General features: G+C 35.2%; 11 protein-coding genes. All 11 read right to left on the reverse strand.

Annotation, left to right across the window (positions count from 1 at the left end; genetic code table 11):
• Nucleotides 1-23: 23 nt before the first annotated feature.
• The 11 genes from LI126_RS05315 to LI126_RS05365 all read right to left on the reverse strand — a co-directional run bounded on the left by LI126_RS05315 (nucleotide 24) and on the right by LI126_RS05365 (nucleotide 12,248).
• Nucleotides 24-1,286 carry an oligosaccharide flippase family protein gene (locus tag LI126_RS05315; RefSeq protein ID WP_020435744.1) on the reverse strand — a complete coding sequence of 421 codons (1,263 nt, stop codon included), beginning with the start codon at nucleotides 1,284-1,286 and terminating at the stop codon, nucleotides 24-26.
• Nucleotides 1,264-2,664 carry an oligosaccharide repeat unit polymerase gene (locus LI126_RS05320; RefSeq protein ID WP_226865781.1) on the reverse strand — a complete coding sequence of 467 codons (1,401 nt, stop codon included), beginning with the start codon at nucleotides 2,662-2,664 and terminating at the stop codon, nucleotides 1,264-1,266. Before LI126_RS05320 ends, LI126_RS05315 begins: the two co-directional genes overlap by 23 nt.
• A gap of 10 nt (nucleotides 2,665-2,674) precedes the next feature.
• On the reverse strand, nucleotides 2,675-3,781 hold the full coding sequence (locus LI126_RS05325; RefSeq protein WP_020435742.1) for a leucine-rich repeat domain-containing protein: 1,107 nt from the start codon (nucleotides 3,779-3,781) through the stop codon (nucleotides 2,675-2,677).
• A gap of 28 nt (nucleotides 3,782-3,809) precedes the next feature.
• Nucleotides 3,810-4,934 carry a DegT/DnrJ/EryC1/StrS family aminotransferase gene (locus LI126_RS05330; protein WP_020435741.1) on the reverse strand — a complete coding sequence of 375 codons (1,125 nt, stop codon included), beginning with the start codon at nucleotides 4,932-4,934 and terminating at the stop codon, nucleotides 3,810-3,812.
• Nucleotides 4,935-5,049: 115 nt separating this feature from the next.
• Nucleotides 5,050-5,619 carry an acyltransferase gene (locus LI126_RS05335; RefSeq protein ID WP_020435740.1) on the reverse strand — a complete coding sequence of 190 codons (570 nt, stop codon included), beginning with the start codon at nucleotides 5,617-5,619 and terminating at the stop codon, nucleotides 5,050-5,052.
• Nucleotides 5,619-6,692, reverse strand: a complete 1,074-nt coding sequence (locus tag LI126_RS05340) for a Gfo/Idh/MocA family protein (protein ID WP_020435739.1) — start codon at nucleotides 6,690-6,692, stop codon at nucleotides 5,619-5,621. The genes LI126_RS05335 and LI126_RS05340 overlap by 1 nt, the downstream gene beginning before the upstream one ends.
• A 12-nt stretch (nucleotides 6,693-6,704) precedes the next feature.
• Entirely contained in the window at nucleotides 6,705-8,018 is a 1,314-nt protein-coding gene (locus tag LI126_RS05345) for a nucleotide sugar dehydrogenase (RefSeq protein WP_020435738.1), read from the reverse strand.
• A 12-nt stretch (nucleotides 8,019-8,030) separates the two neighbouring features.
• Nucleotides 8,031-8,786 carry a glycosyltransferase gene (locus tag LI126_RS05350; RefSeq protein ID WP_226865783.1) on the reverse strand — a complete coding sequence of 252 codons (756 nt, stop codon included), beginning with the start codon at nucleotides 8,784-8,786 and terminating at the stop codon, nucleotides 8,031-8,033.
• Between the two features lie 358 nt (nucleotides 8,787-9,144).
• A complete protein-coding gene (locus LI126_RS05355) occupies nucleotides 9,145-10,248 on the reverse strand; it encodes a glycosyltransferase (RefSeq protein WP_227164995.1) in 1,104 nt (367 codons plus the stop codon).
• Nucleotides 10,249-10,295: 47 nt separating this feature from the next.
• Nucleotides 10,296-11,543: a glycosyltransferase family 4 protein gene (locus LI126_RS05360; RefSeq protein WP_020435735.1), complete on the reverse strand. Its 1,248-nt coding sequence runs from the start codon at nucleotides 11,541-11,543 to the stop codon at nucleotides 10,296-10,298.
• Nucleotides 11,544-11,567: 24 nt separating this feature from the next.
• On the reverse strand, nucleotides 11,568-12,248 hold the full coding sequence (locus LI126_RS05365) for a sugar transferase (RefSeq protein ID WP_020435734.1): 681 nt from the start codon (nucleotides 12,246-12,248) through the stop codon (nucleotides 11,568-11,570).
• Nucleotide 12,249: the final 1 nt, after the last annotated feature.

A 12,249-nucleotide genomic window follows, 5' to 3' on the forward strand; every position in this document is an offset into this window, starting at 1 on the left:
CCTTGTTATATAAAATCTGTTATTTAATCATATAAACACTTTTTCCGATAATATACCCAGTATACCACTCCTGATACTACATATACAAATCCTGTTGCAATTCCAGCTCCCCAGATTCCAAATTGACTGATTGCAAAATAAGTAATGATTAAATGTAATCCACAAGAAATTGCTGCCATTATTGCATTGAATTTTGCAACTCCTATTGCCGGCAGAAAATTCATTGGAACCATTCTGATTCCTGCATTCAACGCATATACTATCCAAAAAACAGTTGATAAAGCAGTTGCATCTTCATAACGACTTCCGTACACAATTCTTATGATATACGGACTAAGCACTGCTCCTGCAACAGTTATGATACCAATAACTCCTGCTGTCATCATACCAACTTTCTTTGAAATATTCCACACTTCTTTTCCATCTGATGCTTTTGCAATAATAGTAAAATAATAAATAATAATTGATTGAGTCACGAATGACAACTGACCGGGAATCATAATAGCAATTTTATAATTTGCTGTTATTGTTTCATTCCTCAGTAATTCATTAACAAGTGTCATCTCGTTGATTGGCATAATCAGTGAAAACAGATTAGAAAGCATTAATGAGATAGACATTACCATAAATGCCTTTATCTGTTCCGGACTCAGCTTCGCCGCTTTCTCTTTAGAAATATTTCTCTTTAGTGCTGCCCATACAGATATGATTGCAACTATGATCGCCACGTATCTGGCAAATGCAATTCCTTTGATACCAATCAATAAAACAAAACATACACTACATCCAAATACAACTGTTGTCTGAACCACAGCGGCACGTGCATACGCCTCATTCTCGCTATGTGCTCTCAAATAACTAAGTACTGTAGCCAATATATTATTAAAAACAGGATAAAGCACCAGTACATATACAACGCTACGCGCATTAGGGAACGGAATCGAAGTTAAAGCTACATAAAGTACTACAATCAAAGATAAGATAGCTTCAAATAGAGTTCCATATTTCATTGCAAATTCAAAATATGCTCTATCTTCCTGTTCAGTATCTGCCGCCGCACAATATTTAAGAATCGACGATGTCATTCCGAGACCGGCAAATGAAACTACATAGTTATATAAATTATCAGCATACGTTAAATAAGCATAATCTGTCTTGTCAACTAAACGTACAATTACAATACTTGAAACAAAAGCAATCATTTTCACAAGTGTATTACCTACAAAAATGTGAAAAAAGCCTCCTTTTATCAAACCATTTAACTTACTTTTTATTTTTTCTCCCATAAACGAACTGGCCTTTCACCTTTTCTGATATTCCTGTGATATACCTTTGTATCTTTCCTTCTCTTTCAAAGAAGTAATAAATTGCAAGTAAAAACAGTACAGTTAGTATAAGATCAAAGCTATATACAAAATCACAAAATCCACCTTCCAACGCTGTTCCTAATTTAATTGTTAAAACAGCTCCAAGTGCCAATGTAGAAGGTGTTTTTTTAAGTTTCATAATTAACAAAACTACGAGACTCAAAATAAGAGCAACCCAAATCACCGCAAAAATCACACCTTTATATCCCCAATTTGCATATGCTTCACCTGCAAAAAGAGCATTCATTACTCCGGCCGAGCCATCATACACTTTTTCTGATCCATAAAATGCCATTGTCAGTTTTGCGCTTCTCAAATAATCACTGCTATTCATCCCGATTAATCTTAAAATTGTTGGAGTAAAACTCCGGCCTCCAAGGAAACCGAACACTGTTGGGAACAAATCAAAACAATATGCCAGGGTTCCCACCTGTGTAAACAAAGTTCTTCCAAGCGGTCCATTATAAATGTCAAAAAGCGATCCAGAAAAACCTGTATGAAAATAAAATGCTACTATAATTACTGCCATAAATGCAACAGATATAATCATATAAATCATCTTAATGCCACCCTTATAATAAATTAACATAATTATAAAGGCTGCAAAATAAAAAACAACCGATGATTTTTCAAATTTATATGTCTTTATAATAACAGAAGAAATAAATAGAGCAATTGTGATAATTGTCCATTTTATTTTCTTTGTTTTCAGCATGTATGCAAATGCCACATAAGAAAGCAGCGGTACCATCATCAGAACAAAAATGTTGCTTAAATATGGATGTATAAAATAAAGTCCTCCTATTCTGGTTCTCTCTGTCGCAAAATCAAAATCCGCTGACGCATGAATCAATTTCAAAAGCGGAATATATCCAATCTTCGCCAAAAGACCTATCAACAAGACGATACACCCAATTGAAAGCAATGCAAAATAAGGAAAAATCAAATCTTCTTTTTCACATTCTATTTCTTTCTTTAAGTACTCCTGATACTGTTTCTTCATGTTGACTCTGAACATTTTCTCCCAAAGCAAAATAAATGCCGGTAAAAAAATTGCAATTCCAAAAACAACTACTTCTGTAATCATACAGCTTTTATCACGATTTAACAGATATCCCAGTGTATAGTGTTTGTCAAATCCTAATAAAATTAAAGCCGTTCCTGCAAATGTCTGTAACATGAAAATATAATATATATATGATATAACATTTACCTTACCAGGATTCAACGTTCCTGCTGCTTTACTGAACAAAATCGTTGAAATCCCAAAAATCACCAATATAAGTAATATCTCCAAAATATAACCCTCAATCATTTAAATTATACTGTTTATCCAATAAATACTGCTTTGTTTTTTCATCACCATTCTTAAAATTACCTATCATAAAATCAATCTGTGATCTGTCAAAATCATTATCCAGATAAATTGTATTAAAATTATGAAGATTTTCCAACACGCTAATATCCGTTATCTTCGTTCCTTTCATGCTCAGAAACTCGAGATCCGGACACTGCTCAATTCCATTTAACCCGGAATACTCATTATATGAAATATTTAATCTTTTTATATTCGGACAACTTTTTAAAACATCAAAATCTTCCAGATGATTAGAATAAATATCGAGTTCTTCTAACTGTTCAAGATTTCCCAAATATCCTAATTCAGAAAATGCATTGTTCCCCAAATCTAACAGAATTAAATTTGTCAAGCCTTCTAACTCCGGTGTTTCAGAAAGCATATTTGATGATGCGTACAGGAAATTTAACTGTTCAATTTTTGCTAATTGATTTATATTCACAAGTCGGTTCTTTGAAAGATCAAGAAATGTCAGGCTCTTCATCTTTTCGATTCCTTCTTGAATATTTCCGATATTATTTTGCTGGATAACCAGTTTTTGTATTTTTTCCAATCCGTAAATTGGTGAAATATCTGATATCTGATTATTTGTTAATGTCAATTCAGTTAATGAATAACATTTTGATAACGCTGTTATATCCTTTATTTCATTTCCAGATAAATCAAGCACCTGGAGTTCATTTAACCCTTCTATTGCCGAAATATCATTCAACTTACAATTTTTGATTGTAAGCTGAGTAAGTTTCTTACACTTAGCCAGATCTGCAATTTCTGTAATTTCCTGATTATCTTCTATATCTATTGTCCGCAGACTGTCTAAATCCTCTTGCGTTATTTTATCTTTTTTTAAAATCTGTTGTAGTTCTTTTTCTATATATTTATTATTAAATACTATATACTCATCTTCTTTTGCAGTGTTATGGCGGAATGATAATCCCACCATAACTCCTGCCACAAGAAGAGCTGTAATTAACACAGACCATATTATGATCAATATTGGATGTCTTCGTTCGTATTCTTTTAGTTTAGTCATAAATATTCCACAAAATTGTCTCATAATATCTTCCTTTCAATCTGTTACAAGACTAGTTCAAAAAATCTTTCACGCAATTACATACTTTCTCTAAATCTTCCGCATTCATATACGGATGCATTGGCAATGCAAGAACTTTCTTACAGAGTTCCTCTGAAACCGAACAATCCACATACTTCTTTGTATCAGCAAATGCTGTCTGTAAATGCATCGGCTTCGGATAATAAACCATAGATGGAACACCATTTTCTTTTAAGTAAGCCTGAAGCCCATCTCTTTCTTCCTGATTCTTCAGCTGAATTGTATACTGTGCCCAGCTTGAATAAAATCCGTTCTTAACACATGGTGTCTTAACAATATCTGACAGAGCTTCTGTATACTTCTTTGCAACTTCATTAACAGCTTTCAGTTCATTCTTTTCAAATGCAGTAAGTTTAACTCCAAGAATTGCTGCCTGAAGTGTATCAAGCCTTGAATTCCAACCAATACGTACATTGTCATACTTAAACTGTCCTTTTCCGTGTACACGGATAGACTCTAATAATTTTGCTGTCTCATCGTCATCTGTAAAAATAGCTCCACCGTCACCATAACAGCCTAATGGTTTTGCCGGGAAAAATGATGTTGTAGATGCATCACCGAAACTACATGCCTCTCTGTCACCAATTCTTCCGCCAAATCCCTGCGCAGCATCCTCCAACAGAAGAAGATTGTTTTCTTTTGCAATTGCTTCAAGTTTTTCATAATCTGCCGGCTGTCCAAAAAGGTCTACTGCAATAATTGCACGCGGTATAAGTTTTCCCTCATCCTTTACTTTTTGAATTGCATCCTTCAGAGATGTCACATCTGCATTAAAACTATCCGGATCAACATCATAGAATACAGGTGTTGCACCTTCAAATGAAACTACTTCTGCTGAAGCAAAAAAAGTGAAATCTGGAACAAAAACTGCATCTCCTTCTTTGATATTCCATGCCATCATCATCATCGTTAACGCATCTGTACCATTTCCGCATGTAATACAATGTTTTCTTCCAACATATTTCGCAAGACGCTCCTCTAATTCTTTTACCTGATTTCCGCTGATAAAATTACAATTTTCTAATACTTCAGAAATTGCAACATCCATTTCTTCTTTTAATACCTGATATTGTTTCTTTAAATCTCTAAACTGCATTTCTATTTATCCCTCTTTTTCACATGTTCCGATTTACTCAGCATTATGTATTAACTAATTTTCACATTCTTTGCCATTATATTCACAAAAACCCATATATTTATTTAAAAGATCATTAATGTTTTTTTAATTTTAATCCATCAGTATGTTCTTCATATTCTCGATGACAACATTCACATTTCAAATCTTTTCCAAGAACATTTCCGCATTCACATACCCAACCGATTCTTTTTGCCGGAACTCCTGCCATTAATGCATGATTTTTTACATTCTTTGTAACGACAGCACCCGCTGCGATCATAGCCCATTTTCCAATTGTATGACCACATACAATCGTTGCATTTGCACCTACTGTTGAACCTTCTTTTAAAAGTGTCTTCTTATATCCGGCACTTCCTTTTGGATATTTGGCACGTGGTGTCAAATCATTCGTAAAAACCATAGAAGGACCACAAAAAACGTAGTCCTCCAATTCAACCCCTTCATAAATGGATACATTATTCTGTACTTTTACGCCATTTCCAATTTTTACATGATTTGACACATTCACATTCTGTCCAAAAGAACAGTTTTCTCCTATTTCTGATCCACTTTGAATATGAGAAAAATGCCAGATTTTTGTGCCTTTTCCGATTTTAACATCGTCATCTATATAGCTGCTTTCATGTACAAAATAATCACTCATTAAAATTCTCCTGTCATATCCAGACTTGCAAAATTCTCCAGTGGAAGTTTTACAGCATGACCTTCTTTCTGGCTCTTATAAATTGCAAGAACAAGCTCCAGTGCATTTCTTCCTGCATGTGCATCAACATATGGTGCTCTGTCATTCTTAATTGCATCAATTACATCTGCATAAAGACTTGTGTGTCCATTTCCATATACATTACTTGTCTGCTCTTCAAGTCCTTTGTTTGCCTGATCATCATCTGTCTCATCAGCAAAATTCCATACATCAATGTTATTTGTAGATTTTCCACCAAGCTTGACTGTACCATTCTCACCGAACAAATATAATGTTTCCTCAAGATTCTGTGGATAGACATTTGTTGTTCCTTCAATTGTTGCAACTGCTCCATTTTTGAACTTTACAACTGCCATTCCGATGTCTTCTGCTTCAAGATAATGGTGGAACTGCTGTTTTGTTACACCATAAACTTCATCGATTTCATTTCCCATCATCCAACGAAGAAGATCAATTCCATGAATACACTGATTCATAAGGGCTCCACCATCCTGAGCCCATGTTCCTCTCCATGGAGCCTGTGTGTAATAATCCTGATTTCTGTTCCAACGTACATGAATAGAACCATGGGAAAGTTTTCCAAATCTTCCTGCTTCAAGAGCTTTTCTCATCTCCTGGACTGCAACATTAAATCTATTCTGATGACACGCAGATACTTTTACGCCTTTTTCCTCAGACAGTTTAATAATCTTATCTGCATCTTCAATGCTCATTGCCATCGGTTTCTCGATAATACAGTTGATTCCATGCTCAATACAGTACAAAGCAATCTCTGCATGAAGACCGCTTTCTGTTGCAATACCAACAAGTTCGATTTCATTTTCTTCAATCATTTTTTTGTAGTCTGTATATCTTTTAATACTTGTATCATTTTCAAGTCCATGTTTTGCAAGAACATTTTCGATATGTTCCGGTACAACATCGCAGGCAGCTACAAATTCGAGCTTATTATTTACAACAGCTTTTACATGATTTGTTGAAATTCTTCCACAACCAATTAATGCATATTTCATCTTTATATCCTCCTACAGAACTTCAATATTCTCTCTGTTCTCGATATTCTTCATAACATTCTTTGTATCAAAGATTGCTTTTGCATTCTTCTGAATCATGTCATAATCTACATTCGTATGTGCTGCTGTTACCATGATCAGGTCGTAAGAAGCAATGATTTCCGGATCAATTTTCTCAATTCCCTGATGTTTCTCTCCATGATATTTGTACTCAGAAATCCATGGATCATAGAAATCAACATCTGCCATCTCGCGTTTGAGTACTTCAATTACACGAAGAGCCGGACTTTCTCTATAATCATCAATATCCTGCTTGTATGCAACACCAAGAACAAGTACCTTTGCTCCGTTCATAGCTTTCTTATGACGATTCAGAACCTTGCTTGCGCGCTCTACGCAGTATTCCGGCATCTGATCGTTAATAATCATAGATCCTTCGATCATAGATGTATGGAATCCATACTCTCTTGCTTTCCATGTAAGGTAATATGGATCAAGCGGGATACAGTGTCCGCCAAGTCCCGGACCTGGATAGAATGCCTGGAAACCATATGGTTTTGTCTTAGCAGCATCAATAACTTCCCACATGCTGATTCCCATTCTGTCACAAAGCATAGTCAGTTCATTTACAAGACCAATGTTGATATTTCTATATGTGTTTTCAAGGATCTTCTCCATCTCAGCGATTGCCGGTGAAGAAACTTCATATACATCACCTTCAAGTACAGCACGGTACATTGTTGCAATTACCTCTGTCGCATCTTTACCGATTGCTCCAACAACCTTTGGTGTGTTTTTTGTCTTATAGATCAGGTTACCTGGATCAACACGCTCTGGAGAAAATCCAAGATAGAAATCTTCTCCGCATTTTAATCCTGATCCTTCTTCAAGGATTGGTTTGATCAGTTCTTCTGTTGTTCCCGGATATGTTGTAGACTCAAGTACTACCATTGTTCCTTTTGTAAGATATTTAGAAATAGCTTCTGTTGAGGCCTTTACATAGCTGATGTCCGGCTCCTGATGGGAATCCAATGGTGTAGGTACGCAGATAGCGATAAAATCAACATCTTTTACAAAACTAAAGTCTGTTGTTGCTTTCAGCATTCCCTCGTCAACAAGTTTCTTCAGATCACTGTCTACAACATCTCCGATATAATTATGACCTTCATTTACAAGGTTTACCTTTTCTTCCTGAACATCAAATCCGATTGTCTTAAATCCAGCTTTTGCTTTCTCTACAGCAAGTGGAAGTCCTACATATCCAAGACCTACTACACCAACTTCGATTTCTTTGTTTTCAATTTTCTTCAATAATTGTTCTTTCATTTTTCTTCTCCTTTATTTTAAATCTAAAATAACCTGTTTTGCTCTGGCTTTCCATGTATTAGCCTCGTATGCCGATATTTCCGATTCTCGCTTTTCCTGCAGTAATGCCGGGTTTTGTAAGATATTATGCAAGCATTGTTTTAATGCTTCCTGATTATATTCTATACTCCATCCCAGGTTTTCTTTTTCAATAAATTTACCTGCTGCTGTATCTTTGGTTGCTATAATCGGTATATAATGTCCTAAATATTCAAACACCTTTATCGGCATTGCCATACGCATATAATCACCTTCACCTGCAAAGGCACAGCATATATCTGCTTTTTTATAATATGGCTCTAATCCCTGTCCACTCTCATGAATAATGGAAATCTTTTCGCTCATATATGGTAAATACTTGCTCTTTGCATTTTCCCATTCTTTTTCTCTGCAACAGACATAAGCATGAACCTGATCAGGCATCTGCTGCATCGCCTGGAAAAATACTGTCAAATCATAGATTCTGTCAATTCCACCAACATATAAGATTTCTAGTTTTTTTGCAGTCAAATCCGATATTGCCTGCACGGCATCAACATCATATTCCGCACATCCTGGCATAAGAATTGCACTTCTATTCAACAATTCCGGATATTCTTTTAAGTATGCCCGCATTTCATCTGTTGGAAGATAAAATACATTAAGCAATTTTTTATATTGCCTTAAATCATATCTGTACATTGGAATCGAAAAGCACTTCTTATACCATGATACATTATCACGATACACAGAAAATTTCCACTGTATATCTCTATAAAAAAGTCCGATTTTTATCCCGTTTTTCTTGCAAAATTTAAAAAAGCTAAAATCTAAAAACGGATAACGAGGCAAATGATTTTTTTCAGTCAGCAAAGTTGGCATTGTAGAACTCTCTGAATAAAGAAAATCATATTTTATACCGTTCCTTATATTCCGTTTTATCTTGTTTATTTGAACTTTTCTTTCAGTGCCATATCCTGAAATATATTCAACAAGATAACCATTTTCTTCAAATGCCTGTTTCATCTTGATTGGACGGATATTGGAGCCCGATTTTCCGCTTTTTTCAATATGGTTGGGGATGTGGACAATACATCTTTTTTCTTGTTTAATGTTCATTGTCACACCTCACTCTTTCATATAAATTAAGCATTTTCTCTACATTGTCATTCCATGAATACAGTTGTTCCACTCGTTGACGTCCATTATTTCCCATCTTTGTGCGCATCTTTTCATCAAGCACAAGTTTCTTCAATGCATCTTTTGCCTTATTTATTTCTTTTCGAGAAATAATCAATCCTGTTTTTCCGTCTTCTATAACTTCTTTAAATCCATCTGCATCCGATGCAACAACGGGCTTTTTCATCGCCATGGCTTCTACTGCTGCTACTCCAAAACTCTCTTTCCGGCTTAATGCACAAAAAATATCAAATTTGCTTATTGCTTCCGGCACCTTCGTGTTAGGTATTTTCCCTTTCAGGAAAACAGAATCCTGCAGGTTCTGCTTATTGATCAGATCTTCATACTGTTCTTTTTTGCTTCCCGAACCATAAATTAATAATTTAATTTTCCTTGAGTAATGCTCCTGCTCCAATTCCTTTTTCAGATCTCGAAATGCAAGAATCATTTCTTCGATACCATAAATTTCTTCTAAAGCTTTTATATTTCCTATTATCAGCTCTTCTTTTTCTGTTTCTTTATACTTTTTCGGATCAAACTGATTTAAATCCACTCCGAATGGGGTAATCGTAATTTCCAGTTTTTCATCCTGCATTACCTTTTTCAGTTGGACAGCCATACAATTACTTGTTGAGGCCAAATAAGAAGCACTTCTCACATTTCTTTTTAAAATGTAGTTTTTCACCCTGCTTTCATATGGGAAATCATATACATCACTTCCCCATACTGAAAGAATATATTTAGGTAATCGTGCTTTCCTCGCCAATGTCCCATAACCGCTTGCATAATGTACGTTAATGACATCCGGATTTATTCTTTTGGCAATTTTTCTCAATTCACCGGCATTTAGATAATAGCCTTTGCCACCACTGTGTTTCATCAAGTATAATTTTACTCTCGAATTCAGTGCATCTTCTTTCGGCTCATGGCCTCTGTTTGAAACAAGATACACTTCATGTCCTCTCTCTGCTAATGCATTCACCCATCTAACAGTGTGCGTACTATTTGCTGCCGATACAAACATTATTTTCATCAAAATGACTCCTCTGTTTTACTATCTCGCTTCTCTTCAAAACAAACTTATCGTTTTGAACTATCAATTGCCTTTTTTAAAATCCGCTCAATTTTATTTGTCAGTATCTGATAATCATACTCTTGTGCGCATTCTTTTAAACGTTGGCAATACTCTCCGTATTCTTCTGAAGTAAGTTGACGAAACTTTGTAATCTCTTCCGCATATTCTTTTCCATTCGCAAATCGCTTTGCAATTCCTAATTTTTTCTCTCTTATTAAATCATAATTCACCGGAAGATTACATAAAATCGGCTTTTCACTCGCCATATACTCAAACAGTTTATTCCAACTGCATCCGTATTTATTTAAGCCTGCCCCCTGAACATTAATTATGTTCAAATCAGCATTGCTCAGAATATACGGAATATATTTCTTTTCTACACGCCCTTCAAATTTAACATTCAATGAATACTTTCTGCACTCATCTTCAAGCATGTCTTTTTCTGTGCCATCTCCATAAATATAAAAATGAATATCCTGATTTTTCAATTCTTTTGCAGCATCAACCAATGTCTGAAGATTATTTACTTTTCGAATAGATCCCATGTAAACTACTTTAAATGCATTATCATTCGCAATCTGGCTATTCTCAAGGTTATATAATTTTTTATTCTCTTCAAATTCTGCTAAATCGACGCCATTATTTACGTGATTTACTTTATTGATATTAACTTTTTTCGTCCAGCCCTTATCGCATATGTACTCTTTTCCGCCCGGCATTGTAAAAATCAATTGATCTGCGTGTACGTAAATCCATTTTTCAAGCTGATACAGTACTTGAATAATTGGATTCATTCGAGACATACCATTATATTCTACAATCGACTCCGGCCATAAATCTCGTACTTCCACAACAACTGGTATTTTATGCTTTCTACCAAATAATAATGCAAATAATGCAACAAATAAATCTGGAGAAGATGTATAAATCACATCTGGCTTTTCTTTCTTATAAAACCGCTTCATTGCCTTCCAGGTTTTAAATGGAAGATCCATCATATTGATAACTCTGTCCATTCCATTTCCTTTATAATCACGGCTTCTAACAAAGGTATACTCTACACCATCTTCCATCTCTTCTCTATAAAGAGATTTATCCCTGATCATATTAATATCTGTATTATGAATCTTACTGGATGTAAAGATTTTCACCGAATGTCCCTTCTTCTGAAGGTACTTTGAAAAATAATAATGCCTCACCAATCCCCCCATACTCGGTGGAATGGCGTAATGATTCACAATCCATACGTTCATTGTGAGTTCTCCTTCATACCTTTGTTATTTTATAACTGCTATTACTGTTGCTAACATCGTCTTGATATCTTGCCAGAAACTAAATTCTTCAATTGCTTTCAAATTATATTTCATCTTTTCTGGCAGAATCTGTTCGATATAAACCTGATCTGCATTCTCTGCTGATTCAAGAAGCTTGTCTTCATCTTTATATTCAATACTCGCCCTTGATGTTACTCCTGCTGGCAATAACAGTGTCGCCTTCATTTCATCTGTATAATGGGCTACATACTTTTCAACTTCTGGTCTGGTGCCTACAAAAGTCATATCTCCAGATAATATGTTGAGCAACTGCGGTAGTTCATCTAATCTGCATCCGCGTAATGCTTTTCCTACTTTTGTTATTCTGGTATCACCTTTCGTGGTAACCTGCGTTCCGATTTTATCTGCGTTGTTAACCATCGTACGGAATTTAAAAATCCGAAAAGTCTTACCGTATGTCGTCACTCTTACTTGTCGAAAGAAAACCGGACCTTTAGAATCCAGTTTAATGCAAACTGCTAGTATCAAAAGCAGTGGTGATAAAAGCACAAGCAACACACCTGCTACTATTATATCAAAAAGACGCTTCAGAATCAAACTTGCTTTATGCCGCTGCAAAATATCATAATATCTTTTTACTTCTTTCACTTGCATATTCTGAGGCAATTCGTCCCATCTGCACATC

Origin of the sequence: Mediterraneibacter sp. 210702-DFI.5.30 (assembly GCF_020560115.1) — a bacterium.
Classification (GTDB): domain Bacteria; phylum Bacillota; class Clostridia; order Lachnospirales; family Lachnospiraceae; genus Mediterraneibacter; species Mediterraneibacter faecis.

Bases quoted from the DNA above. Each gene is read 5' to 3' on its own strand.
- LI126_RS05315 (WP_020435744.1), bottom strand. From the start codon at position 1,286: ATGGGAGAAAAAATAAAAAGTAAGTTAAATGGTTTGATAAAAGGAGGC.
- LI126_RS05325 (WP_020435742.1), bottom strand. From the start codon at position 3,781: ATGAGACAATTTTGTGGAATATTTATGACTAAACTAAAAGAATACGAA.
- LI126_RS05330 (WP_020435741.1), bottom strand. From the start codon at position 4,934: ATGCAGTTTAGAGATTTAAAGAAACAATATCAGGTATTAAAAGAAGAA.
- LI126_RS05335 (WP_020435740.1), bottom strand. From the start codon at position 5,619: ATGAGTGATTATTTTGTACATGAAAGCAGCTATATAGATGACGATGTT.
- LI126_RS05340 (WP_020435739.1), bottom strand. From the start codon at position 6,692: ATGAAATATGCATTAATTGGTTGTGGAAGAATTTCAACAAATCATGTA.
- LI126_RS05345 (WP_020435738.1), bottom strand. From the start codon at position 8,018: ATGAAAGAACAATTATTGAAGAAAATTGAAAACAAAGAAATCGAAGTT.
- LI126_RS05355 (WP_227164995.1), bottom strand. From the start codon at position 10,248: ATGAAAATAATGTTTGTATCGGCAGCAAATAGTACGCACACTGTTAGA.
- LI126_RS05360 (WP_020435735.1), bottom strand. From the start codon at position 11,543: ATGAACGTATGGATTGTGAATCATTACGCCATTCCACCGAGTATGGGG.
- LI126_RS05365 (WP_020435734.1), bottom strand. From the start codon at position 12,248: ATGTGCAGATGGGACGAATTGCCTCAGAATATGCAAGTGAAAGAAGTA.